General features: G+C 38.9%; 21 protein-coding genes. 10 read left to right on the top strand and 11 right to left on the bottom strand.

Annotation, left to right across the window (positions count from 1 at the left end; genetic code table 11):
* The first annotated feature begins 42 nt into the window (after window positions 1–42).
* Both RMB13_RS16540 and RMB13_RS16535 read left to right on the top strand, forming a co-directional pair.
* On the top strand, window positions 43–2,535 hold the full coding sequence (locus RMB13_RS16540) for a TonB-dependent receptor (RefSeq protein WP_311085816.1): 2,493 nt from the start codon (window positions 43–45) through the stop codon (window positions 2,533–2,535).
* An 88-nt stretch (window positions 2,536–2,623) separates the two neighbouring features.
* Window positions 2,624–3,835 (top strand): lipase family protein, encoded by a 1,212-nt coding sequence (locus RMB13_RS16535; protein ID WP_311086023.1) that lies wholly within the window; start codon window positions 2,624–2,626, stop codon window positions 3,833–3,835.
* A gap of 94 nt (window positions 3,836–3,929) precedes the next feature.
* Here RMB13_RS16535 and RMB13_RS16530 read toward each other — a convergent pair whose 3' ends face one another.
* Window positions 3,930–5,018, bottom strand: a complete 1,089-nt coding sequence (locus tag RMB13_RS16530; protein WP_311085815.1) for an LLM class flavin-dependent oxidoreductase — start codon at window positions 5,016–5,018, stop codon at window positions 3,930–3,932.
* Between the two features lie 314 nt (window positions 5,019–5,332).
* Between RMB13_RS16530 and RMB13_RS16525 the strand changes: the two genes are divergently transcribed.
* A complete protein-coding gene (locus RMB13_RS16525) occupies window positions 5,333–6,409 on the top strand; it encodes a sigma-54-dependent Fis family transcriptional regulator (protein WP_017390729.1) in 1,077 nt (358 codons plus the stop codon).
* 29 nt (window positions 6,410–6,438) lie between these two features.
* Here the strand turns inward: RMB13_RS16525 and tatC are convergent, their stop codons facing one another.
* From tatC to RMB13_RS16490, 7 genes are all read right to left on the bottom strand, one after another.
* Window positions 6,439–7,185, bottom strand: coding sequence for a twin-arginine translocase subunit TatC (gene tatC, locus RMB13_RS16520; protein ID WP_045432324.1), 747 nt, complete (start codon window positions 7,183–7,185; stop codon window positions 6,439–6,441).
* Window positions 7,182–7,595 carry a Sec-independent protein translocase protein TatB gene (gene tatB, locus RMB13_RS16515; RefSeq protein ID WP_309950968.1) on the bottom strand — a complete coding sequence of 138 codons (414 nt, stop codon included), beginning with the start codon at window positions 7,593–7,595 and terminating at the stop codon, window positions 7,182–7,184. Before tatB ends, tatC begins: the two co-directional genes overlap by 4 nt.
* Before the next feature lie 13 nt (window positions 7,596–7,608).
* Window positions 7,609–7,824 carry a Sec-independent protein translocase subunit TatA gene (locus RMB13_RS16510; protein WP_045432320.1) on the bottom strand — a complete coding sequence of 72 codons (216 nt, stop codon included), beginning with the start codon at window positions 7,822–7,824 and terminating at the stop codon, window positions 7,609–7,611.
* Between the two features lie 96 nt (window positions 7,825–7,920).
* Window positions 7,921–8,676, bottom strand: coding sequence for an ABC transporter ATP-binding protein (locus RMB13_RS16505; protein ID WP_311085814.1), 756 nt, complete (start codon window positions 8,674–8,676; stop codon window positions 7,921–7,923).
* 33 nt (window positions 8,677–8,709) lie between these two features.
* The gene (locus RMB13_RS16500; protein WP_250375717.1) at window positions 8,710–9,498 is read right to left on the bottom strand and encodes an ABC transporter permease; all 789 of its coding nucleotides are present in this window, start codon (window positions 9,496–9,498) and stop codon (window positions 8,710–8,712) included.
* A complete protein-coding gene (locus RMB13_RS16495) occupies window positions 9,498–10,337 on the bottom strand; it encodes an ABC transporter permease (RefSeq protein ID WP_311085813.1) in 840 nt (279 codons plus the stop codon). The genes RMB13_RS16500 and RMB13_RS16495 overlap by 1 nt, the downstream gene beginning before the upstream one ends.
* 3 nt (window positions 10,338–10,340) lie before the next feature.
* Window positions 10,341–11,414: an ABC transporter substrate-binding protein gene (locus RMB13_RS16490; protein ID WP_311085812.1), complete on the bottom strand. Its 1,074-nt coding sequence runs from the start codon at window positions 11,412–11,414 to the stop codon at window positions 10,341–10,343.
* 314 nt (window positions 11,415–11,728) lie between these two features.
* Here RMB13_RS16490 and RMB13_RS16485 point away from each other — a divergent pair, with 314 nt between their 5' ends.
* The 4 genes from RMB13_RS16485 to RMB13_RS16470 all read left to right on the top strand — a co-directional run bounded on the left by RMB13_RS16485 (window position 11,729) and on the right by RMB13_RS16470 (window position 15,043).
* On the top strand, window positions 11,729–12,862 hold the full coding sequence (locus RMB13_RS16485; protein WP_005040664.1) for an LLM class flavin-dependent oxidoreductase: 1,134 nt from the start codon (window positions 11,729–11,731) through the stop codon (window positions 12,860–12,862).
* Between the two features lie 190 nt (window positions 12,863–13,052).
* Entirely contained in the window at window positions 13,053–13,880 is an 828-nt protein-coding gene (locus tag RMB13_RS16480) for an energy transducer TonB (RefSeq protein WP_311085811.1), read from the top strand.
* Window positions 13,881–13,904: 24 nt separating this feature from the next.
* Window positions 13,905–14,639 (top strand): MotA/TolQ/ExbB proton channel family protein, encoded by a 735-nt coding sequence (locus tag RMB13_RS16475; RefSeq protein WP_017390738.1) that lies wholly within the window; start codon window positions 13,905–13,907, stop codon window positions 14,637–14,639.
* Window positions 14,639–15,043, top strand: coding sequence for a biopolymer transporter ExbD (locus RMB13_RS16470; protein ID WP_001018517.1), 405 nt, complete (start codon window positions 14,639–14,641; stop codon window positions 15,041–15,043). Before RMB13_RS16475 ends, RMB13_RS16470 begins: the two co-directional genes overlap by 1 nt.
* A gap of 65 nt (window positions 15,044–15,108) precedes the next feature.
* On the opposite strand, the gene RMB13_RS16465 is transcribed toward RMB13_RS16470, so the two are convergent.
* Window positions 15,109–16,689 carry an ABC transporter substrate-binding protein gene (locus RMB13_RS16465; RefSeq protein WP_311085810.1) on the bottom strand — a complete coding sequence of 527 codons (1,581 nt, stop codon included), beginning with the start codon at window positions 16,687–16,689 and terminating at the stop codon, window positions 15,109–15,111.
* 285 nt (window positions 16,690–16,974) lie between these two features.
* On the opposite strand from RMB13_RS16465, the gene RMB13_RS16460 reads away from it, so the two are divergent.
* The 3 genes from RMB13_RS16460 (at window position 16,975) to RMB13_RS16450 (ending at window position 23,389) form a co-directional block, all read left to right on the top strand.
* Window positions 16,975–19,587 (top strand): TonB-dependent receptor plug domain-containing protein, encoded by a 2,613-nt coding sequence (locus RMB13_RS16460; RefSeq protein WP_311085809.1) that lies wholly within the window; start codon window positions 16,975–16,977, stop codon window positions 19,585–19,587.
* A gap of 252 nt (window positions 19,588–19,839) precedes the next feature.
* Window positions 19,840–22,170 (top strand): TonB-dependent receptor, encoded by a 2,331-nt coding sequence (locus tag RMB13_RS16455; protein ID WP_409070793.1) that lies wholly within the window; start codon window positions 19,840–19,842, stop codon window positions 22,168–22,170.
* A gap of 22 nt (window positions 22,171–22,192) precedes the next feature.
* Window positions 22,193–23,389 carry an LLM class flavin-dependent oxidoreductase gene (locus RMB13_RS16450; RefSeq protein WP_311085808.1) on the top strand — a complete coding sequence of 399 codons (1,197 nt, stop codon included), beginning with the start codon at window positions 22,193–22,195 and terminating at the stop codon, window positions 23,387–23,389.
* A gap of 1,081 nt (window positions 23,390–24,470) precedes the next feature.
* Here RMB13_RS16450 and RMB13_RS16445 read toward each other — a convergent pair.
* Window positions 24,471–25,025, bottom strand: a complete 555-nt coding sequence (locus tag RMB13_RS16445) for a TetR/AcrR family transcriptional regulator (RefSeq protein ID WP_311085807.1) — start codon at window positions 25,023–25,025, stop codon at window positions 24,471–24,473.
* Window positions 25,026–25,719: 694 nt separating this feature from the next.
* Entirely contained in the window at window positions 25,720–26,790 is a 1,071-nt protein-coding gene (locus RMB13_RS16440) for a 2,3-butanediol dehydrogenase (protein WP_311076847.1), read from the bottom strand.
* Window positions 26,791–26,818: the final 28 nt, after the last annotated feature.

Raw genomic sequence — 26,818 nt, 5'->3', positions numbered from 1 at the left:
ATTGGCTTTGCTATATCGGTCTAGATCGTTAAGGAAGCTCATATGCGTACATATTTTTCTCAATTTATTATTCAGTCCTCACTTTTTGCACTGAGTGCACTTACTGCTTCAATTGCTTTGGCAAACGACCAAAAGAATTTGTCAGAGAAAGAGGATGTCATCACATTACAATCTGTCGTTGTCACTGGCTCTAGACGAGCAATTAGTAGTTCTCTCGATGCACCTGCACCCGTTGATATTTTAACTGCCAAAGAGTTACAAGAGACTGGGGCAACTGATTTGGCAGCAGCATTAACACGGTTGTCTCCTTCGGTGACGTTACCGAGTTCTCCTGCGGGTGGATTTGGCGCATCGGTTCCACCAAGTATTGCACTTAGAGGATTATCTGCGGATCAAACTCTAATTTTAATTAATGGAAAACGTCGTCATACATCAGCATATTTCACCCGCCAAGCCTATGCAGGTGGAAGAGGAGCGGCGGTAACTGACCTAAGTTTAATTCCAGTGAGCGCGATTGAGCGTATAGAAATCTTACGGGATGGTGCTGCTGCACAATATGGTTCAGATGCAATCGCCGGCGTCGTTAATATTATTTTGAAATCACGAGATCATGGCGGCGGCGTAAGCTATCAAACGGGTGGCTACACTCAAGGAGATGGTGAACAACATAAAGTGAATCTTTGGAAAGGTTTTGCGCTCCCTAATGATGGTGCGTTGACGGTTGCATTAGATTTAGGCAAACGTGAAGCTGCAAGTAACACGGCCCCAGATACACGAACTTTTTATGATGGTTCAACCAAGGCTCAATATACAGAACAAAATACACCCTATAGAACATGGAAATTTGGTTCACCAGAACAAAAAGATCAAATCAATGTAACGGCGAATTTAGATTTACCTTTGACGGATGACGTTGCATTTTATGGCTTTAGTAGCTACGGACACCGTAAAACGATAGGGGAAAACTTTTATGAGCCACCAACAACCAAAACAGTACTGAATCAATCCAGCTATTTTAAAGAACGTTATCCAGATGGACGCTCGCCATTGAGCTTAGTCACTGTAGATGATTTTGCAACAACAATTGGAGTTAAAAAAGGAGAGCAGAAGTCAGGTAAATATGATCTTTATGCGACCTATGGACAAAATAAAGTCAGCACAGAACAAGGCAATGGCATTAACCCAAGCTACGGGCCAAATTCTCCTTCAAACTATGACTTGGGTGAAAATATTTTTTCGCAATTAAATACAGGACTAGACTATAGCCGCGATATTGCAATTGACTGGTTAGCAAGCCCACTCACGTTGTCTACAGGGGTTTTATATCGTTGGGAGCAATATAAGCAAAATGCAGGTGATCCAATTGCCTATACCCGCGGCCCATATTTTAATCCAAGCACAACATTGGGTGTTGGTGTTCCGGGAATATATGCCGGAATTACAGACCAAGATGAACGAAAAATTAGCCGCGATGTTTACGGTGTCTATCTAGATTTAGAAGCAGATATTATTAAAGACTTGAATGTGGGTGCCGCTGTTCGAAGTGAAAAATATTCAGACTTTGGTTCGACCACAAACGGAAAATTATTTGCTAAATATGATGTATCACCTAAATTTACGGTACGTGGTTCAGTAAATACAGGCTATAGAGCGCCGTCATTGGCACAGCAGGGCTATTCGGCTTATAGCGTACAAACAGTGCAGACCCCTTCAGGTTGGCAAGATGTGCAACAAAGAACTTTAGTTGCAGGCAGTGAGGCAGCTTTACTGATTGGTGGAACTTCTCTTAAACCTGAGAAATCAACGAATTATTCTTTAGGTTTTGTTTGGAAGCCTCTTGTTAATACATCGGCAACTTTAGACCTTTATCAAATTGATATTAAAAATCGTATTTTGCTTTCAGACAATATTACTGGAAGCGTAATTACCAATGCTTTTGCTAATACACCGTATTCAAACATTGCCAATGTGGCGTTCTTTAATAATTTACTAGATACACGTACCCAAGGCGTAGAGCTCGCGCTTAAACATGATTTAAACCTTGAACAATATGGCAAGTTAAATCTGAATCTAGGTCTGGCATATAACAAAAATGAAATTACAGAAACAAGAGATTCTATTACCGCAAAAGGTGAGCGAATTCCGGTTTCAAGCATTGCAGGACGAAATACACAAAGCCTCATTGAGTCCGCTGCACCAAAGACAAAGCTAACGCTTGTCGCACTTTGGTCAAATCAAGCGTGGAGCGTGAATACAGCAATCCGTCGCTACGATAAATGGACCACCTTAAATAATACCAATACTGCATTAGACCAAACCTTTGACCCTCAGTGGATTGCAGATTTGGATATTGGCTACAAAGCGGATGCATTCGTGAAAGGCCTGAAATTCAATTTAGGCGCGATCAATTTATTTAATAGCCATCCTGATCAAGCGAAAGATTCTTCAGTCGGCAACATCGTCAAATATAGTTTTAATGCGCCGGAAGGAGCATTTGGAACATATTTATATGGCCGCGTAAGTTACGAATTTTAAATCAAAAATGATGAAACAAATTTTAAGGTAAATGACAATGCAACATACTTTTTTATCAACGTTATGCAAGTTTTCTTTAATCACAACGGTGTTAACTTCGAGTTGTTTGGCAAATGCTCAACAAGCTCCAGCTCCTGAAGATAAATATGGAGATGGCCGAGTTTCCGAGTTTTATACATGGAAATCGGCTATTCCTGAACAAGCAGGAAAACTATTAAAAACAGAAGCTATTCATAATCCTTATATTCGTTTGGCAAATGACAGTCAGGCTATCCGGATTCTCTACAGTTCTACCAGTGGTAAAGATAGCAAAACACCTATTGTGGTTTCAGGCAGTATTCACTTACCAAAAGGAACACCACCTAAAGAAGGTTGGCCAGTGGTGTTATGGGCACATGGTACGGTCGGTTTGGCCGATGCTTGTGCGCCGTCTTGGAGTGGACGATCATACCGAGATGTACAATATCTAAATCGTTGGCTTAAAGAAGGATTTGCTGTCGTTGCAACAGATTACGAAGGTTTAGGTGTTGCAGGACCGCATTTGTTAATTAATAACCCAATGCTGGCTTATAGTATTTTAGATAGTGGTAGAGCTGCTCTCAAAACCAAGTTACCACTTGCTAATAAGTTTGTGATTGTTGGCCAATCACAAGGAGGCGCTGGGGCTGTTGCGGCTTCTTCTTATTCGGCAACGTACGCACCTGACTTAAATATTAAAGGTTCCATTGGTACAGGCGTGATTTATCAATATCCTGAAGCGACCCCTGAAAAAAATCAGTTAAAGTTAAATCCTTATGAAGTCAGTCCGTCGCTTGCTTATGGCATCTATAGTTTTTTGGTGACGCAAAGTTTATATCCAGAAATAAAAACAGAAGATATTTTCACACCTGAAGCAGCGCCTTTAGTTGAACAAGCAAGAAATGCATGCTTAACAAGCTTTATGGGAGATATTCAAACTGCGGGTCTTTCGCCAGCACAAGCATATAAACCTAATCCACCTGCAAGCTATAAAAAGCTCCAAGAGAAACAGTCGAATGATTATGGTTATTATCCTACATTAAAAATCAGTCACCCATTGTTTATTGGAACAGGGGCAAATGACCGAACACCAGATGCTCGTTCTCAAATGAAGCTGGTGGCAGATGCTTGTAAAGCAGGTACAGTAGTCGAAGGTCATTTGTATCATGGCTTAGGCCATAGCGAAACTGTTAATGCCTCATTAAAAGATTCAATTCCGTTTGCTAAAAAGGTGATTGCGGGAGAGAAAATTCAGGCTATTTGTAAACCTGACTTGCAATAAAAGATGGACTAAAGATTTTCTCGCTGAAGAAAATCTTTATTAAAAAAAGCCGCTCATTCAACATCTTTGAAGAGCGGCTTTATGATTTAAGTGCTTAAGCAATTTGTTTTAATCTTTTGGCTGCCTCTTCACGTACAGCGGGGATAATATAACGACCATAATCGACCGTATCATAGATAGGATCGTAGCCACGATTTAAAAAGGTCGTAACGCCTAAATCTACATAATCAAGCAATGATGCAATAATGGTGTCTGGCGTACCAACTAGGGCTGTCGTATCACCATAAGCCCCTACAGCGGTTGCAGTTGGCATCCACAATGCGCGGTCATGTCGATCACCTTGCTGGGCTGCTGCCAATAAGCGTTGTGAACCGATGCCTTTGATTTTATGTCCCGATAATGTACCGTTATTTTGAAAAGTCGGATTATTCTGAATGTCTGAAAGAATCTGTTCTGCTCGTTGCCAAGCAAGTTCTTCAGTTGCACCAATAATAAGACGTACAGATAAGCTAACAGGAGGCTGTGGTTTATTGGCTTTTTCTGCTGCGAGCTTCAATTTAGTAATTTGCTCTTTTACTCCAGCCAGTGGCTCACCCCATAGTGAATACAGGTCTGCATGCCGGACTGCAATATCATAAGCAATATCTGATGAGCCACCGAATGAAATCGGGATTGTACCGTTGACTGGCTTTAACGGGCAAAAAGCATTATCTAACTTAAAGTATTTACCTTCATAGCTAATGGGTTGATCACTTTTCCAGAGTTTCTGGATGATATCTAGATATTCACCCGTCCGTTCATAGCGCTGAACTTTATCAACAATATAATCGCCCTCTTGAGGCTCGGCAGTAATTCCAGTAATTGCATGTAACCGAATTCTTCCACCACCTGTAGTATGGTCAAGCGTAGCAAAAGAACGCGCAGCAAGATTTGGAGTGAGGAGTGCAGGACGATGGGCAATCATAAACCCGAGTTGCTCAGTATGCTGTGCCAGATAAGCTGCGATTTGTGCGCTATCCGGACTGCTTGGCCCGCTAGCAATTAAGACTTTATCAAAACCCGCATATTCATGTGCCCGTGCATGGTAACGTAGATATTCGAGGTCAATTTTATGACCAATACGTGTTCCTTTGGTTTCAGACCATTGGTTGGGAAAAACCATACCAACAAATTCGATGCTCATTATTAAACCTATTTTGTGGATTTTAAATGAATGAGCAAAATAAATGCCAAGCTTTATGCCTATATAAATCAAATGTTGTAGTGGTTTATAATTACTTGAGTGTTTAGATTTAATCAAAAAGACAACATTGTGTTTGATAAGCAACATATCATAAAAAAAGAATTGTGTTTATTTTTAATTTATAAGAGAGAATATTCTTATAATAAATAGGTGAATTTTGGATTAAATATCTTTATTTATTATTTATTAAAAAACACCCTGAAATGTAATATAGCCTTTTAGAATGCTTATATCATAAGTTTTATGGGGCAATTATGAAGACCTTTTTAGATAATGATTATAAAGTAATTACTTTGCCTGATAATGGTGTTCCTGTAAAACCAATAAGAGCAAAAGCAATTATCTTTTCAGATCAAAACTCCCGTAAATTATTAAATCAAGTGGAAACGATTGCTCCAAGCTCTGCCAGCGTCATCATTCAAGGTGAATCTGGAACAGGCAAAGAGTTAATTGCGCGCGAAATTCATTTGAAAAGTGATCGTAAAAATAAGCCTTTTCTTGCAGTCAATTGTGGTGCTTTAGTCGAGACACTTGCTGAGTCTGAACTGTTTGGTTATGAAGCTGGGGCTTTTACGGGTGCAAATAAAACACGAGCTGGTATTTTTGAAACAGCGGATGGTGGCACTTTATTTTTAGATGAAGTGGGTGAGTTACCACTATCCTTACAAGTTAAGCTATTAAGGGTATTGCAAGAAAAAGAAGTAGTACGCGTGGGTGGTCGAAAACCAATTCCAATTAATGTCCGTATTTTGTCGGGAACACATGTCGATTTACGTAAAGCTGTAGCAGAAAACAAGTTTCGTCTAGATTTATATTATCGCTTGAATGTAGTTGTGCTTAATATTTTGCCACTGCGTGAACGTAAAGGAGATATTTTACCTCTGGTTGATTTCTTCTTAAGTTCATACTCTCAGAAGCTCATTACCACTAAACCCAATATCAGTGATAGAGCAAGAAATGCGCTGCTGAACTATAGCTGGCCAGGCAACATTCGTGAGCTGGAAAACAATATTCATTATGCTTTGCTCGTGAGTGGCGGTAAAACAATTGATCTTGAGCACTTAAGATTTTCTGAGGAAACGGGTTCCGCCGTGTTACCAGACAATGATCTTATTCAAGAATTTGAGAATATCTTAAAGCGTTTATTTCAGGAGTATGATGGAGAAGCTTGGCATATTATTGAAGATAAAATTGTAAATACTGCATTTTCAAGTTGCTGGAATAATCAGGTCAAGACTGCAAAAATGTTAGGTCTATCTCGTAATGTTTTGCGTAATCTTCTATCAAGATATAACTTACTACCTAATAAGAATGAAAATGAAATCGCTTAATGATTTTACATAGAAAAAACATCCATTTTTTAATGGATGTTTTTTTGCGTTGTGAATTTTGTGACCCATAAACCCAATTCAAAAAGCAGCCACATTGGGACTGCAAGAGCAAGCATGCTAAAAACATCAGGAGGGGTAATAAACATTGCAATAAAAAAGAAGAATACAATGATGTGTTTGCGATGTGCCTCTAGCTGTTGAATAGAAATAAGGCCAATAAAAATAAGAATATAAGTTAAAACTGGAATTTGAAATGCCAGACCAAACGCCAGAAAAAGCTTTAAACAAAAATCTAGATAGCTATTGATATCCGTCATGGGTAATACATTATCAGGCGATGCCAATACGAAGAACTTTAAAGCAAGTGGCAAAATTAAAGTATAGGCAAACACAATTCCTAAATAAAATAAAAGGTTACTCGAAAGCACGAGTGCTATACCGAACCTTTTTTCTTTTTGATAAAGAGCTGGAGCAACAAATTGCCAAAATTGATAAAGAATAAAGGGAATGCTTAATAAAATCGCAAAATAAATATTGAGTTTAAAGGGCGCTAAAAATGTACTCATGACATCTGTTGCAATCATGGTGGAGTTGCTAGGAAGCAATGAAATTAAAGGGTGAGCAAGAAAATGGTAGTTCTTCTGAGCAAGCGGCAATAACAGTAAAAAAATCGCTAAAACTGCACCAATGCTATAGATCAGCCGTTTTCTTAATTCTTTTAAATGTTCGCTATATTTCATTTCAGTGAGGCTTTCACTGACAATATGTTCCGTCATGCGGCTTGATCCTCACTGAATTTATTGGCTGTTTTAAAATGAGCTAAAAATGGTGTCTTTAACTCATCTGAACCGGTATAGATATAGTCATTGATGCGGCGTGTTTTGGTTTTTTGTTCAATAGAAACAGATGTTTGTACATTTTCAATTTCTTGTTGCATGAGTTGGAGTTGTTGTTTGAGCTGCTCTTCATTTTGTTTTATTTTTTGCAGCTCTTCTTGCATGACTCTTTTAAGCTCGATTAGGTCAAGTTCGTTTTCAATATCATTTTGAATTTTACTAATTTGGTTTTTAACTGCTCTATATTTTAGGAGGACTGATCTTAACGTGTGAGGAAGCTTTTCAGGTCCTAAAATAATAAGTGCAATAATTGCAAAAGCTAATAACTCTCCAAAACTGATATTAAACATAATAATAAATCACTCATATTTTATTTTGTTTTTCATTATGTGATTCGAGTGGACTGATATCTTTGTATTGCTGGTTTTGCAATAACTTCTGATCATCAGAATTAACTGAATCTTTAAAATCTTTAATTGCACCACCTAAGTCTTTACCTAGATTTTTTAACTTTGAAGTTCCAAATAATAAAATAACAATCACCGCAAACAGTAAAATATGCCAAATAGATAAACCCATTTTCTTTATCCTATATTAATTAAATGTAAATAATATTAATATCACAATATTATCTCTTTTCTAAATCATATTAATATCGATCAATATTCAAATTAATTATGCAGTGTGATCTAGCATATTAAGTGCCTGATTACGGAAACCAAATAACAGCTCACTTTCTTTATGTCGAGGATGAGCTAACGGAACTTGAATAATTTCTTTAATTTTTCCTGGTCGAGCTGACATCACAATCACACGGTCTCCAAGATAGACAGCTTCTTCAATGTCATGAGTCACTAAAATCATGGTGATTTTTTCATGTTGCCAGATACGCTGAAGTTCAGCTTGTAAATGACTCCGTGTGATGGCATCTAAAGCACCAAAAGGTTCATCCAAAAGTAAAATATCGGGTTTATTGACGAGTCCGCGGGCAATTGCAACACGTTGTGCCATGCCACCCGAAAGCTCATGTGGATACGCCTTTTCAAAACCCTTCAGCCCGACAATTTCTATATGCTCATTTACTCGTAAATTTCGCTCTTCACGGGTGAGTGGAGTCTCTTCAAGTGCTAAATGGATATTTTCAAAAACAGTAAGCCATGGAAGTAATCGGTGCTCTTGAAAGATGAGACCGCGTTTTAAATCTGTGCCTTTTATCTGGGTTTGATTTAGTAAAATTTCACCTTCATAGTCTTGATCTAATCCAGCAATGAGGCGTAGTAGGGTTGATTTTCCACAGCCACTACTACCAACAATCGAGATAAATTCGCCTTGCTTAATGTTGAGGTTAATCCCATCTAAAACGGTCAAAATATTTTGATCACGCTGAAAAGATTTATTGAGTTTTTTAATAGAAAGTAGAGAGAAAGACATATTAATTCCCGATGTTATTTTTTAAATTAAAGATTAGGTACGCCATTGTAGTAAGCGCTTTGAAATAAGATGAATGCTTGCGGTCATGAAAGCTCCACACAGAGTCACCGTGATGGCACAAACCAACAGAATATCCATTTCGGCATTAATCTCGGCTTTCATCATTAAGTTGCCGAGTCCCGCACCCGCATTGAATAGCAATTCACTTGCTGTCGTGGTGATCCAAGTAAATGGCACGGCTAAATTTAAACCGGTTAAAATATGGGGTAGGGCTTGCGGGAGACGTATTTTTTTAAATTTGCGCCAGAATGAAAATTGATAAATACGTGCGATTTCATCGTATTTTGCATCATTGTGGCTGAGGCCCTGAAACGTATTGATTACTAATGGAAAAAACGAGGCAAGCGCGATAATAAAGATTTTTGCTTCTTCTCCATTACCAAACCATAAGGCAATTAAGGGTGTTAAGCCCAGTAACGGTACTTGTCGAATACTATTAAATAGTGGAGAAACTAAAGCATTTAAAACCTTTGAATAGGCGAGCAAAGTACCTAAAATTAATCCGCTTATCGAACCTAAGATAAATCCTATTCCAGCTTTTTTAAGGCTTCCCCACGTGTTTAGCCACAATTCACCTGTTTCAAGCAATTTAATAAATGCGAAATAAATGTTTTGTAAAGGAACAAATGCATAAGCATGACTGGCACCTAAACTTGAGTTGTATTGCCATAAGCCTAATAACAATAATGGCAGTACCAAGCCTTGTACTAAAATAATTGGCCGTTGCCATGTCTGTTTTAAAGTAAATGAACGCTGAGACATTATTTATCCCTCGAACTGAGTGCAGGTGAGATAAAGCGTTGTTCCACTAACCGTAAAACTTTATCTAAACCAAAGCCCACTAGGCCTGTGATAAACACACCGACCATCACGACATCTAATCGCAACATTTGACGTCCTAATTCCATCATTTGCCCAATACCCGTTCCAGCAGCCAGTAGTTCAACGGCAACCAAGATCAACCATGCACGACCAAGAGCAATTCGTAGCCCACCAATTAACGGCGGGAGTATGGATGGAAGAACAATAAGCCTGAGCCAAGCACGTGTTTTAAGCTGGTAAATTTGTCCTAGTTCAATATATTTTTTGGGAATATTTTTGACTGCATCGGCAGTTGCTAAAGCAATTGGAAAAAAGCAGGCTTTAATAATCAGTAGAATTTTAAATAATTCACCAATCCCAAAAACTAAAATAAAAATGGGAATAAGGACAAAGATCGGAATTTGATAAAGAACGTTGAATAAAATATAGGTGTAATTACGGAACGTTGTGTTTGCTCCATAGGCAATACCAAAAGCAATTGCACTGATTGCTGCAATGGAAAATCCCAAAAACAGACGAGAAAGACTATCTTTGAGATGCATTTGAAGCTCACCACTTTGTAACAACGCAATGAAAGTATTCCAGACAGTTTTAGGCGGCACCAAAATTTGGGTTGGGAAAATCTGTAAAGAACTAATCAAATGCCAAATGAGTAATACTAATAAGGGTGAAATCACAGAGAGCAGCCCATACACCTTTTTAGAAGAAAATTTCTTACGGAGTGGGGTTTTAAATAAAACGTTATTTTGCTCAATAAGCGGCTTTACTAGTATTTTCATGGTCTAGTTTCCCTGCTTATTGGGGGCATGATTGGCCTGTAAATTTTGAATCGCTTGACGGGTAAACTTCGGATTCAATAATTCATCTGCTTTGATTGGTGTTTGAATAAGCTGATTTTTCACAGCGTGATCAATGACTTTTGAATAATGCTGTTTAAGAAAATCGACTTGATAGTTAGGTGACCAGTCTTGTTGCCATGTGCTTGCCGTGTTCTGGCTTTCACGTTGAATCACACTAAGAGGTTGGCCAAACTTAGTTTGACTTTGCTGAAACTCATCTTGATGGTGGGCAATCCAGTCCATTGCACGTACTGTCGCATCAGCAAGTAATTGAGTAGTATCTGGATGTTGCTCAATGTAGCTTTTGCTACCCCAGAGTTCGGCACGCATTTTCCAGTCCGCTGGTAAAGATTGTGATGACCAAATAATTTTACCCAAATGGCGATCTTGTAAAGTAAGTGCATCGCTTAAGGTAAAAAAGGCATCTACACTTTTAGCAGATAGAGCAGCAGCCCCAGCTTGTGGGTTTAAGTTAACAATTTGAAAGTCTTTTAAGCTTAGCCCTTTACTTTGTATGAGTTGCCCAAAGTTAATTTCCCACGGACGGCCACGATGTAATGCAATTTTTTTACCTTTTAATTCTTCAATAGATTTAATAGGTGAATTTTCTGGGACAATAAGGTAGACGTTATTACCAATACCTCCAGGTACAACAATTTGCGTTTTAACGCCTGTTGCATTGAGCACTACAGCAGGAAGGTTTCCATAAAAAGCAAAATCGATTTTATTATTTATAAAACTTTCATTGACCAGAGTTGCTACAGCAGCAGTGGTTACAGGTTCCCATTTTAATTCAATGTGATTTTCCTTTAATGCTTTTAGAAAAATTTGATCTTGTGAAATCAGTTGTGGCACACCAATAAAGTCCAAACTACCCGAAGTGCCATTGGCAACGACTGCAATTCGGAGTTGTTGCTGTTCAGACTGTTTTGGGGTGGTCTCTTCTGTTTTTTGTGCGCCACAAGCAACAAGACCCAAAAAACTGAAACCTAAAAGTAGACGTGGAAAAATACGCATATCATCATAAGAATTAAAAAATATATGGGTATAGAGCAAGAACCAAGCCAATAAAATTATTATAAATAAATCAATAAATTATAATTTTTTAAAATTATTATTGAGGTTAAATACCGCAGTTATGTTGTGATTGGGACACTCTTTAGTGGCTAAGTGTTGAAATATCAACACAGCATTTAAACTCGATTTTGTAATAGTTATATAAAACAGTACCATAGCTGAAAATTAATTTAAAAAAATAACGGCATGATTCCTGCTCATAAGACTTTTAACGAATTAAATATCGTCAAATCTTTAAATTATCGAGATTCATTATGTCAGTTGAGTTTTTATGGAGAATCCCTGTTCATGGGGATGGTCGTCGAGCACATCAGTTACACACACGCGGTGAATGGAATCAATTAACGCCATCAGTTCAATCTCCACAACGTGTTGCACCACAACATGAAGATCAATTATTTGCTTACTATGACTATGTCCAGCAAGTGGCAAAAGCAGCCGATATTGTTGGTTTTCACGGCGCACTCATTCCTGCTTTTCCACATACTGAAGAGCCATGGGTGTTAGCCTCTGCGCTGGCAAGAGAGACAAAAAGGCTTCGCTTACTCATCGCAATTCAGCCTTGGTTTATTCATCCAGCCTATGCAAGCCAAATGGCTGCAAGTTTACAGCGTTTAAGTCAGGGACGAGTAGAGTGGAATGTAATTTCAGGCGGTGGTGGCGCACAGCAACGCGCTTATGGGGACTTCATTGAACATGATCAACGCTATGCACGGACCAATGAATTTTTAGAATTTGTAAAAGGTTACTCACACAATGCACCTTTTAATTACGATGGAAAGTTTTTCCATGTTGAACAGGGCGGCCTGAAATACCCAATGAATCAATATGACGTTCCGCGTTTGTGGTTAGCAGGTGCGAGTGATGCTGCTTTACAAGTGGCAGGACGTCATGCCGATATTCATTTAACTTGGGGGGAGCCTGTAGACCAACAAAAGAAAGTGATCGAACAGGCTCAAAATTTCTTTGAGCAGAATTCGCCAGAACGGAAAGTTAAATTTGGCATGCGTATCGATATTTTGGCACGACCTACTCAAGAACAAGCATTCCAAGAGCTTAAACAGATGTATGAAACCATTGCAGTTGATGGTAATGCATTTGAACGAAAAGATACTGAATCGGTAGGAGCTAAACGTCAGCAAGCATTGGCACAGGGCAATCGTTTTGAAGACTTATTTGTAAGTCCGAATGTTTGGGCGGGAATGTCAAATGTAAGAGGTGGGCCAAACTGTATTTTAGTAGGGAGCTATGAACAGGTCGCAGAACGTTTGCAAGAATATATTGATATTGGGGTAGGACATTTTATTTTAGCGAGTAACCCTCATTTAGAAGAAGCATATCGGGTGGCTGAAGAAGTCTTACCCTTAGTAGGATATAAATTAAAATAATAAACTTAGACCTCTTTGAGAAATCAAAGGGGTCTTGTTGTTTGAACAGCATAACAGTGTTTGAAAACCAACATCTTTTGTATCAAACATTTAAAAAATATAAATTAAACTAATAAAAAATAATAACTTAAGTATTTGGCATGGCTTGTGCAACTTACTACTTAATCTTTTATTTTTAGTTTAAGTTGCTATGCGTGAACAAATCTTTAATCCCCATAAGCGGGCTTTGCTCTTTGAGCAATATGCAACAGTTGCAGCCTCAACTGAAATTGCAGATCCATTTGCACGGCATGATCAAGAAGCCATTCAACCTGCTCCAGAGAAATTAAATAAAGTCTTAATCGCAATTATTGCGGTTGCTTCAGCACATCTGGGAATTTGGTATATCGCAAAACAATTACCAACAGCGGCTTTAGACATTCATAAACCCGAACCTGTGGTGATTGAAATTGTAAAACCGGTTGAACCACCTAAAGTGATTGAACCAAAAATCCCACCGATTACTGAAAAACCAAAAGTTCCACCTGTGGTGGAAAAACCCAAGCCAACTCCTAAACAAGTTGAACAGCCAAAACCTGTCCAAAAAAGTGTGGAGCAACCTAAGCCAATTGCAAAAGCGGTGGCTGAACCAACTCCACAAAAAGTTGCAACACCTGTGGTCGCAAAAGAAGTAGTCGCAGAACCGGTTAAAAAAGTTGCTGAGCCTGTAAAAGCTTCAGATGACAACTTGCCAGTGACTGAAGCCAAAGGTTATGCCGGATATCTCAGTAACCCTGCACCTGAATACCCTGAACAAGCTTTAGAACGTGGTTGGGAAGGCTCAGTCATTTTACGGGTAAAAGTCTTAGCAAATGGTAGCCCTGATACGGTTAGTGTCAAGCAAAGTAGTGGCAAAAAACTTCTAGACAGTGCTGCCGTAAGAACAGTAAAGCAATGGAAATTTTCACCTGCACTAAAAGGGAAAACACCTGTAGAAGGCTGGGTCGATGTTCCAATTCATTATCAATTACCGAAATAAAATTTAAATTAAGAGGATATTTTCATGACAGATATTAATTCATTGATCCATGACGGCACGATCTGGTTATTAGTTGCTTTCTCAATTGTGACTTGGGTGTTGATTGTGGTTAAGGTGGTCCAGACACAGCGAGCGACTAAACAAAGTAAGCTTTTTGTAGAAGAATTTTGGAAAGCAAAAAATTTATCCGATGCAGTGACGAAATCTGAACTTGGTGAAGGCCCAGCAGCACGAGTGGCTAACACAGGTTTTCAGACATTAATTGAAGCAGATGAAAAGACGCATCAAGACTTACAAAACAGTTGGAGCCGTCAGGACTTATTAGAGCGCCATTTAAGTAAACAAGTTCTTACCGAGCGCCGTCAATTAGAAAAAGGCTCGGCTTTACTGGCTTCTATTGGAAATAATGCACCTTTCATTGGTCTGTTCGGTACAGTCTTTGGGATTATTCATGCATTACAAGCGATTGCTCATTCAGGTAATGCAAGCATGGATGTGGTGGCTGGACCAATTGGAGAGGCTCTGGTTGCAACGGGTATTGGTATTGCAGTTGCTGTACCTGCGGTGCTTGCCTATAACTACTTTGTGCGTAAAGTAAAAACAATTGGCGCAGATCTTGATGACTTTGCAACTGACTTTGTAAGCTTAAATCAAAAGGCAGGATTCCAACTACCAACTGCTAAAAAAGGTACGACTGGAAATACGACCCTTAAGGATAATTCTGTTAAAGAAGTGAAAGAGAAAGGAGTGTTTGCATAATGGCAATTTCTACCTCTCAAGAAGACGATGTCGTCAGTGAAATTAATATTACGCCGTTAGTCGATGTCATGTTGGTTTTACTCATCGTATTCATTGTGACAGCTCCTTTGTTAACAAATACGGTGAAAGTGAACTTACCCAAGGCGGCACCAACTCAATCTACAGACCAGAATAAAGCTGTGGTGATTAGTGTAAATCCACAAGGTGAAATATTCCTTGATAAAGATAAGGTGACACTTGCGAACTTTGAACAAGAAATAAAGTCACGCAAAAGCAGTAACCCTAAATTAGCATTAAATTTAAATGCTGATGAGACTGTACCTTATGGAACAGTCGCAAAATTATTGGCAAGTATTGAACGTGTAGGGGTAGATAAACTCTCTGTGATTACAGTACCTAAGTAATTATTACCCCCGTAAAAAAAAGCTGCTTCGGCAGCTTTTTTGTATTGTGAGTTTACAGATGAGTATTAAGCTTTCCAGAGTTTTTCAAAGCGCCATGTCGGAAAAATCGTATGTTCAGGAGCTAAACCGCCAATATTTTTAGCTGCTGCGTCAATCGTATGGCTAAATCCCCAAATAAGCATTCCACCACGTTCATGTTGAATTTTTTGTGCTTGCGCTAAATGGATTCTGCGTTTGGCTAAATCAGGCTCTGCCAGCGCTTTAAAAAACAACTCACTATATTCAGGGTCTTTAAAGTTCACACGATTGGTTGTGGAAATTGGAGCATCATTAACAACGGCAGTCGATAAATAGGGTGTGCCTACATTGGTCGCATTACTCGAAAGCTGCCACTTATTGCGGTCAGGACCATTAAACGTTGCAAAATCGACTTGTTTAACACGAATATTCACATTGGCTTGTTTTGCTTGCTCGGCAAAAATTAATGCAGGTTGAGCACTACTGACTGCGGTAACAAGCTCAATACTTAAACCATCTTTAAAACCTGCTTGCGCTAATAGATTTTTTGCCTCGACAATGTTTTGTTGGCGCTGCGGTAAATTGAGAAAGGCAGGGTCTTGCGGCGAATAAAGATCGTTGGCGATTCGACCTTGCCCATTTAAGCCCCGTTGTACCAACTCCTCTCGATTTGCAATTAAACGAAATGCCTGACGCACTCTAGGGTCATTAAACGGCGCTTGTTGAGTATTAAAGTCAAAACTATTATGCGTATTGGTCTCAGAGCGTATGGTTTGAATGTGTTTTGCTTGCTCCAAAATTTTAATGTATTCAGGTGAAATCGCATTTGCGACATCAATTTGCCCAGCCAATAAAGCATTTAAGCGAGAGACCTGATCTTTAAAATCAATCACTTCAAAACTATCTGCATAAGGTTTGTCTGCTTTAAAGTAGTTGTTAAAACGGGTAAAAACAGAACGCTGCCCTGGAATAAACTCTTTGACTTTATATGGACCAGCTCCGACTGGATTATGAATAGGGTCGAAGTCAGTCGGTACAATTCCTCCAAAGTTTACCCAAGTTTCGGGCAGTGCAACAAAGCCGGGAATCGTACTAATAAAAGGAATACGAACCGTGTATTCATCTAGTTTTTGAATACGATCTCGGTCAATCCACTGCACCAGATTGCGAAATGGTGAAGCGAGTTTAGGATCTGTTAGACGTTTAACTGAAAAGATCACATCATCTGCCGTAATGGTCTTACCGTGATGAAATTCTAAGCCTTTGCGTAAACGGATAGTCCATTCACTTGCATTGTGATTAGGTTCGGCAAACTCCGCTAAAGCAAGTCGGGGCAGCATATTTTCATCCCATTCCCATAACTTATTATAAATCGCGAAACCTCGTGTAATACCACTTCCCGATGCTGAAAGATGAGGATCTAGACTGCCTGATTGTTGTCCTCCAATTAGACCCAAGCGTATAACTCCTCCATGCTTAGGCGTTGCTGAGGTAGTTTTTGATTCGGTACTATTATCTGGAGAGGGGCCACAGCCTGATAAACTGCCCAACAAAGAGACGCCACCTAGCGCCGTGAGACTTTGTGTTAAAAATTTTCGACGTGATAACAGAAATGTTTGATTTGTCATTATAAATACCTGATTAGATCTTCATCTTCTAAGGTATTGCAGAATAAATGCCAATATTTTTATATAATTTTAATATATTTATCAAAAGCTTAAACAAGTATTGTTTTTAGTGGGTGTCTCTATTTCAACAGCTTTGTTGAAAAAATAAACATGAATAGAACTAATAAGTAAACAATGAGAAATTAAAAATAATTGAATCAAATGGTTAGGATAAGTTATTTGGGCATTTAATGGTTGGCATAGGCTTTGCGTAACGCATTGTAAATTTACTTTACTGAGTGTGATATGAGACAGTCTTTTCAATTAAAACCTTTAGTTATTGCGCTTAGCGTATTAGGGACGACTTTACCGTTATATGTTTTTGCCGAAGAAACACCACAACAAGCAGGCGATTATGAAAGTGATGTAATTACTTTGTCAGATGTAGTCGTTACTGGAGCAGCTAAGAAAACCACCGTTGTTCCCAAACGCAAAGTGACCTCAATTTATGGAACGGATAGCTCTGTATTGGATACCCCGCGTGTAGTATCCCAAGTATCAGAACAACAATTTAGAGAAGATGTTATTCGCAGTGCGGATGATCTTGTCAAATATGCACCTAGCATTACGCGAGGCGGGGGACAAAATGCTAACTTTGCTCCACAAATTCGTGGACAGAACTCAGAAGTTTTTCAAGATAGCCAACGAATTTATAGTACCCGCCATCCGACCAATCTCAATGCTTATGAAGCAGCCGATATTGTGGCAGGGCCAACAGGTGTAATTTTTGCGCCGACTTCAGGTTCTGGCGGATATATTAACTACCTAACCAAAAAGCCTAATTTTGATAAGGCTGAGACCAATATCTCTGGGACTGTAGGTTCAATTTACTCAGGTAAAGGTGCAGAGCCTAATTTCTCTGTCAGTATTGATCATACTGCACCCATTTCAAAAGAGTTAGCATTTCGCGTGAGTGCAACAGCACAAAAAACAGATGACTATTATGACAATGTGAAAAATAACTTTAATGCATTTTATGGAGCGCTTGCTTGGCGTCCAAATGATCGTTTAAGGGTAGATTGGAATATCAGTTACGATGACTATTACGATTTTAATGTGACACATGGCTGGAATAGAGCATCACAACAATCAGTTGATAATGGCCTTTATTACAAAGGTAGAGCTACGCCTATTATTCAAAACGGTTCGACTTTTTGGTCTCCTGTATTTGAATCGGGTGCGGCAAATTCTAAAGTCATTGGTTGGCAAACTCGTCAGAAGAACGATAAAAACCAATATGTGGCTGTTGGTGGAGTTCAGACCACACCGTTACCGAACTCAACTGCTGATCAAGCAGGAACTATTAAAGGTTGGGTCTACGATCCATCAATTCCTGGCAATGAATTGGTCAAGCTAGATGATAATGTTTCAGGACGTAGTGAAGATAAAAATAGTGCCAAGCGATTTAGCACTCAATTAAAAGTAATTAAAGATTTAAATGAACATTGGTCTATTGCAAACAGTACGCTCTATCAAAATAACAAAGATTTAGGCGACTCTGTTGGAAGCTTTTTTACAGATTTAGATCATGAGTTAATTGATAACCGACTAGAATTTTTAGGCGACTATGATTTTGAAATAGGGGGCGTAAAAATTAATAATAAAAGCAGTACAGGTGGAACATATCGTCATGAGAAGTTTACGTCTTTAGCTGCAAATAATAGTTTTAATATTAATCCTTATGATTTAACCAATGATCCATCGCAGAAAAACCCTGGTGATTTACTGGGGTTGATTAATAATAGCGGTTCAACAGGAGGTTGGATTGGACAAGCCGGAGTGCCTCAATATTCTCAATATTTTGGTTATTTAAATTTACCGCGCATGTACCCAATTGGAAATGGTTTATATGCAGAAAAAGGTGGCTTCCCACCAAATGGAGGAGGAGCTGTCTATACCGGCTCGGGTTTCTGGGATACGTTGAGTGTGTTCACTCAACAAAACTTTACCTTTAACGATGTATTCGGTATTAATTTAGGTATTAACCATAGTTCTGTAAGAGCAAAACTTGAAAATCCACTTGATTTAACCCCAGCAGATGTTCGTTCATCGAGTGATAAATATAGTCTATTGAGCTATCAACTGAGTACGTTTATTAAGCCTACTGCAAAAAGTACACTCTATTTTACTTATGACAAAAGTACTGCATTAAATACGGGAGTATTTGGACCTTTCTTGATTTGGGGCGCAGGAAATCAACTCAATCCTTTAGCTTTTGATAGTGGAAGTGAGCTAAAAGAAATAGGGTTTAAATATGAATCTATTACTGACCAGTTATTTTTAACCTTAAGTGGATTTGAACAAAAGCGGGATTTATCACCGGATACGAACGGCAATATGGCACGCTTTGAAGTGAAAGGCATTGAGTCATCATTAAGATGGCAACTACAAAAAAATATAGCGATTGGGGGAAATTTCACTTATTTGGATGCTGAATACAGTTCTATTATACCTGCTGGTTTTTCACCATTTGGCTTTCACGCGGACAATGCTACGGTTTGGGGAGACAATAACGCTTTAAACCAACGTAAAGCCGGACGCTATGACGCAGCAGGAATTCCCAAGTACTCTGCAAGTGCTTATGTAGATTACCAACATCAGTCTGGTTTTGGGGTCAACCTATCAGGATGGTGGACAAGCTACTGGTACACAAACTTAAGTCAAACCGTGAAAGTACCGAATAACTATAATCTGGACTTAGGTCTTTATTATCGCCAGCCACAATGGACGGTGGGTCTTAACATTCTTAACCTAACCAATGAACGAAATTTTGTGAATGGTTTGGCAGGAGCGAATAGCGAGTTTTTACAACCTATGCGTCCACTGACTGTACAAGGCCAATTTAGTTATAAATTTTAAAACCAATCAATCATTTCCAAGAATCTTAAAAAGCCATACTTCTGTATGGCTTTATTATTAATACGGGATATAAAACACGTTAAATCGTGAATGTTGAAATAACAACAATAATACCTTTCAGACTGTCTATCTATCAGCAGCATTGAGTCAATTTTATTTTTAAAATTTTATTAAGTATTTGAAATTACTTAAACAAATTAAATGGCATAGAAGTTGCCAATATAAGAATAGATTTATTTAAATGGAGTCACCATGTTTAAGGTTACAAAAATTAGGCAGAGTATTTTAACTGCTATGTGGGGAGTAACGGCGAGTGTTTCGACATTAGCTTTAGCGAACGATGATGCTGATGCAATTCCTCCTGAGCAACAAGCTCAGGTGGTAAATGCTAAAGATGTAAAAAAACTAGGCGATGTCATCGTTACTGCACAATATCGTGCACAAAACATTCAAAAAGTTCCGACTGCAATTACAGCGGTTTCAGGTAAAGATTTGGCGGCGAAAGGCTCAACATTTATTGGCGATGTTTTGACTTATACACCTAATGCAGCAGCTGAAAACCCTGATGGCGATAGCCGTCCACGTTGGTATATTCGCGGTCTAGGAACTGGCGATGTTGCTGCCTCCACAGTTTTTCCAGTCGGTATTTATGCAGATGGGGTTTATTTAAATGCGCCTGTTGCTGGTGCTGGAGATTTATTCGATTTAGAACGTATTGAGGTTCTACGTGGTCCACAAGGCACCCTTTACGGTAAAAACACCACGGCTGGTGCAGTAAATTACATTTCACGAAAACCTGTTTTTTCAGATAAACCGACCGGTTATGGAACTATAGGAATAGGCGACCATAATCTTCGTACTTTTGAAGGCGCCGTGAACGGGGCTATATCAGATAATGTTGCCGTACGAGGAGCATTCTATTCAGAAGACCGTGATGGTTATGCAAAGAATTTAGCCAGTGGAGAAGACTACGGAGATGTTGATAAAAAATCATTCCGTTTCCAGATATTAGGAAAAATTAATGATGATTGGAATGCTTTAGTCAATCTGCATAGCCAAACCTATAATGGTCTCGGCAATAATGGCTCTTTAAGTATTGGAAAATACTGGGGTGTTTATGAGAGACCAGAAGGCAGAGATACAAATTTAGATTTAGCTGAAAGCAATAAAATTCAACATGATGGTACATCGCTCACATTAACAGGAGATTTAGGGGGCGGTCATACTTTTACATCCATTACAGCGTTTGATAAGACCACTCAAAAATCCATTTCTGATGGTGACTATACACCATACGATGTAGCACGAAGCTATAGTGATAATGAGTGGCGCCAATACAGCCAAGAGTTTCGCATTTCATCCGATGCTGAAAAAAAACTCAGTTGGATCGCAGGTTTTCACTACTTTAATGAAGATCTAGACTCAACAGGGGTAAGCGCACGAGTAAACAAAACATTACCGAATGGTGCTCCAGCTCAAACCGCGGGAACGCCTGCTTTCAGGGATATTACCTATAACCAGACCACCCAAAGTTTTGCCTTGTTTGGAAACAGTACCTATAAATTTACCGACAAATTTAAAGTAACAGGTGGTCTACGTTGGACAAGTGAAGAAAAAGATATTGATGTAGATCTTGTTCAAATTACCTCTGGCGACTACACCAAAGGCAGTTGGTGGCAAAAGGATGGGTACAGTAATGCAGTTTATAACCCAGCGCCGAATGCAAATGGTTCAACAAGTCGTAAAAAGAGATGGAATGAGCTGACTTACGATATTACGCCAGAATATGAAATTACTTCTGATATCAACACATACTTCCGTTTTGCTCGAGGTTTTCGCTCAGGAGGTTTCAACACCGGTCTTTCAAGTAGTCTGACTCAACTTGCAGATGTTAATCCTGAATATCTAAATAGCTATGAGCTAGGGTTGAAGTCTAGCTTGTTACAAGGCAATTTAACGGCCAACGCTAATATTTTCTATTACGACTACAAAGATATTCAAACAAACCTATTGGTTGCGACCGAAGGACAGGGTGGAGGGGTAACTTCAGTTTTAGCAAATGGTCCTAAGGCAGAAGTAAAAGGTGCAGAATTAGAATTAGATTATTTGGCAACCGATAATTTACGCCTACGCTTTGCCGGAGCCTATTTAGACAGTGAATACACCGACTTCGTTGATAAAAACCCAGTAACCAATGTCGTAAATGCTGACAATACAGGTAACAGCTTGGTTCGTTCTCCTAAGTACACCATCGGTTTAGGGGGTGAATATACCTTTAACCTTGATAGTGGAGCACGAGTTATTGTGGGCACAGATGCAAAATATCGTGACCGTGAGTTTTTCTTAGTAAATCGTCAAGATTATTCAGTTGACCCAATCTTGAGTCAAAAAGCGTACACCTTATGGAACGCGAACGTTGGATATATCAGCGCAAATAATAAATACCAAGTTAATGCTTACGTTAAAAACCTATTAGATGAAGAATATCAAGTTCACGGGCGACCAAATGGTCCTGCTGGACAATATGTCTTAACCTATGGAAACCCACGTCAAGTTGGTGTTTCTCTCACTGCAAAATTCTAAGCTTTGCTTTACGGAGAAAATAATGGGAATTGAATTTTTTACACGTTTGCCGCTTCATGGCGAAACAGAATTTTTACCCGGTGATCCACGTAATCGCGGTGATTGGGCCAATATTGAAAATGTTGAAAATACCGGAGCGGTTTCTAACTACAACGTAGGTGATGATTTTACCTATATTGATTATCTAAGCCAGATCGCACGGGCAGCAGAAATTAATGGGTTTGCCGGCGCACTCATGGTGAATGCGCCAACGGGTGAAGAACCTTGGACTGTATGTTCGTTACTTGCTCGAGAAACCAAAAAACTTAACTTTGTGACGGCATTCCAGCCTTATCATTTTAGTCCATATAATGCTGTACAAACTGCGGCAACTTATCAGCGTGCAACTGGCAATCGACTGGTTTGGAATATTATTAATGGCGGCTCGGAAGTAATCCAACGTCAAGTAGGTGATGATTTACCTCATGACGAACGTTACGCACGTGCTACAGAGTTTCTAGATGTTGTAAAAGGATATTGGAATAATCCTTCATTTCACTATCAAGGAAAGTACTATTCAGCAGAAGGTGGTGGATTAAAATATCCACTGAATAAAGCGAGCCTCCCAATTATTTGTACAGCAGGTTCTTCAGAGGCTGCTCGCGAGTTTGGAGCAAAACATGCCGACTATTATTTAATGCGAGCTGAAAAACCTGAAGAAATCGCTGCATTGATTGCCGATGTACGTTTACGTGCAAAAAAGTATGGTCGTGAAAATATAAAATTTGGTTTATCAATAGATACCATCGCACGCCGTACTGAACAAGAAGCGTTGGCAGAAGCACAGCGCTTTTTGGATGAAGCAGCTGAAAAGCAACGTTTACATGCAGCAGCAGCCCATGCGGGTTTACGTTCAGCACGCGTATTAAGCTTCGAAAAAGAATACGCTGAAAAAGATGGTAGTAAAAATGTCAGCGACTTCTTTATACATCCAAATGTCTGGTCTGGCTTTGGCTATATTGGTGTTCCACCAGGTGTTGCTTTAGTGGGAAGCTACCAACAGATTATTGAGCGTATTCAAGAATATAATAGCATTGGCATAGAGTTATTCTTTCTTGCAGGCTATCCACATCTTGAAGAATCATATCGACTTGGTGAACACGTTCTTCCACACTTTAAAAAGCAACGTGCTCGATTACAACCTACAGTAGCTACACCAGAGTTTGATATTGCGCTTTAAAGTTTAAATGTTCTTTAAATAAGCCTGATTAGTAAGCTAGTTGGGCTTTTTTAATTTTTATCTATGTGTAAGTTTTATTTTGTCAAGCAACTTTAAAAAATTAAAACCATTATTATCAACAACTTATATATTTAATTAAATCAAATTTAGTCCCAAGAATCTTCATTCTGTGAACCTGAAAATTCAGCGTGATAAGCATCGGATAAGGGCTATTTGTCAGGACAAACGTACACAACATCTTTAAAAGCAAATTACTCAAAGTAGACGAATGTGCTAGAGATAAAGGCACAGAATATTCATCTAATTTTGCAATCAGAGAAATTCGATCGTGGGCTTGAGCAAATGGTGTCATGTTCGCAAGCAGTTAAACTTGATGAAGATCATCATCATTTAGTTCAGTTGAGTTTTATAAATTTTATTTGAATAAAGATTTCTTTATTACAGTGGTTGTCATCAATGGGCAGCAATATTTTTTATCGTACAACTGTGATGGTAAGGCAACAGCAAGAAGACATGTAGCTAAAAGCTTGATAGAACTAAAGACTTAATAAAGAATTATATAATTGTTCGTATAATGTATATTATGTTAAATAGAAGATTTGGAAACCTACCATATAAAGCTCTGGCTACTCTACGTTGTTACTACGCCGTTTATGCTTCATTACACTGAATTATTAAAAGCTTGCTCGACTGCATCTGTTGCTCAAGCAACTTACTAAGCCGTGGCACTCTTAACTACTTAAACTGGCTTAACCCTATTTCTAATCTTAGCCAGAATAATTCTCTACACAGCTTCCTATAAGTTGTCATTACATTTTTATATTTACCATTGTGAACTGCACATCACCTTTACGAGCTGTATTTTGTGACTACTACTGGCTGCTATATAGATTTCTTTTTCTAAATCGCCTTTTAAACATTAAAATTATTAAGCTTGCTAAGCTCTTATTTAAAATTCAAACAACCATGTATCCTGTTGAAATTTAATTAAAAAATAAAAATATAGTTATACAGGCTTTTAAAAAACTTATATAATTTATGTGCATAGCTATTCTTTAGATTTCCATCAGCACAGTACAACTCACACTAACTGTAATAAAAAATACTCAAGCAATCCCTTCCGTTCATCTGGTTTGTTCGGGTCTAAAAGCTGAACCATTGCGCCATCAATCACAAACAAAAACATGTGTGCATCTTGTTTTGAAGCATTTTCATTGCTTTTTAAAAGCAAATTATAGATTTCATTAATCAGCCAGTTCCGATAGTCAACTACCACCTGATATGCCTTTGGATGTGTTTTCGCAATTTCAAAAATCGCTTTGAACGACAAATGGTAAAGCCCATCTAAGTCGGCGTGTAAGTAATATATTTTGCGGAGTTTTTCAACTAGTGTTAATTCTTTTTGAACATGGATAATTGAAATGACCTCATGTTTAAGGCCATCTTTTTGAAAAGTTAAGCTCATTTCAATAAGACGTTCTTTTGAGTGAAAGTAGTTATAAAAGGTGGCTTTAGGGATGTTTGCCGACTCAATAATTCGGTCTACACCGACATTGTGAAAACCGTATTTATTAAAAAGATATCTTGCAGAATGAAGCACGCTTAAAGCACGAAATGGAAGATCTGAATGTGGCATAGTTTTACCGTGTCAAATTATTGTTGTATATGAATGAGATAAAAAAGGCATAGCAAAGCCGTAAAGACTGTGCACAGCACATCTCAAGTTTTATTGTTGATGCAAGTTTTTTGAGCCGTAATGACTTAAAGCCTGAAAACCTTTTGGTGATCAAGCTGCTTTAAATTTTTAAGTTGTGTCGTTATAGCTTTTGGCAAAGGTTGCCAAGAAATAATGAATGTGCAAAGCCAACTCCTTCTACTGGGAGTTCTGCCAGACATTTTAAATTATGGTGGCAGAACGGAAGAGGGTTAGCAGACTAGTAATAACTCAAACTAGCACACCCGAAGGTGTCCCTCTCCCGTCCTACCGCTACGGGAGGGAACGAGTAGTTCACCACACAAGGTTATTCCTCAGAAGGAAAAGCTCTGATGCGGGAGTTATTATGCGGTCTGCTAAAACCGACTGGCAATGTGGCCAGCAGGCAAAGGATAGTGTCCAAATCTCTTGTCGTCAAGCACACAAAATGACATTTGTTTTTAAAATAGACCATTAAAAAGTAAGGATAAATAATTATCTAATTATTGTTAATTTGAGGTTTATAAAAAGATATGTGTAGAAATTTAGCCTGTTTATATAGAAGTATTCAGTTATTTTTAGAGTTGGGCAGGCATTTTTCTTTTGAAAGGTGTGTGAAAAATGCCTACTCATTTTTCTAGGCGCTCAAGTTTGGTGCGACCAAAATTTTGATTTGGGATCTGTCTTCAAGTAGCGCATCAAAACCGTCTTTTACTGCGCGCTCCAGCGGAACAACTTTAGTCACAATGAATGACGGATCAAACATTTTATTTGCAACCAGTTGAATAAGCTCTTCATACACATGTCGATAGCCCACACTCGCGATGAGAGACAACTCATTATTGACCATATCAAACGAGTTAAATTTAGCTTCAGGCATGAGGCCCACCATGACCAATTTCCCTCCTTTACGCAGGGCCTGTAATCCATTTTCCAAAGTGGCGTTTAAGCCAGCAGCTTCAAAGCTAGCATCTACCCCTAACCCGTTTGTTTCAGCTTGAATGGCTTGAACCAATTCATGACTATCAAACTCTCGACCATTGAATACATGCGTTGCGCCAGCTTGTTTCGCAGAGTTTAAGCGTTCTTCTGAAACATCGACCGCAACGATGGTGGTGGCTCCTTGTAACTTTGCGAGTGCAACCAATAACAGTCCAATTGGCCCTAAACCAAATACGGCACATGTGTCACCAAGTTTGAGTTCGGCACGGCGTAAGGCATGTAGTGCTACTGCGGCTGGCTCAAATGTCGCAGCTTGTTCAAAACTCACCGTATCAGGTAAATGGTGCAACATATAAGATGGAATAACGGCAAACTCAGCCATGCCGCCGTCTCCCATTAATCCAGCAAAACCCATTGATACACATAAGTTGTATGAGCCAGTTTCACAATATGCACATTGTTGACAGCGGTATTCTGGTTCTACCGAAACACGGTCGCCGGCTTTGAAGTTTCTTACAGAGCTTCCAACCTTAACCACTGTGCCGCAAAACTCATGTCCTATGACGATGGGTGCGACCGTACCTGACAGTTTATGAGGTACTTCGATCGGAATCGCATGTGGACCACTGTCATACTCATGTAAGTCACTGCCACAAATGCCGCAATAGGCAACCGAAACAACGACTTCGTTATCTTTGGGTGTTGGTACTTCAATTTTTTCTAAACGAATATCATGGGCAGCATGCCATTTAAGCGCGCGCATCATATTTTTCTCCGTCATCATCAGTTTGTAT

The organism is Acinetobacter sp. V102_4 (assembly GCF_031799005.1).
Taxonomy (GTDB): domain Bacteria; phylum Pseudomonadota; class Gammaproteobacteria; order Pseudomonadales; family Moraxellaceae; genus Acinetobacter; species Acinetobacter calcoaceticus.
Note: the sequence above shows the minus strand (reverse complement) of the source record. Positions and strands in the feature narration are given on the sequence as shown.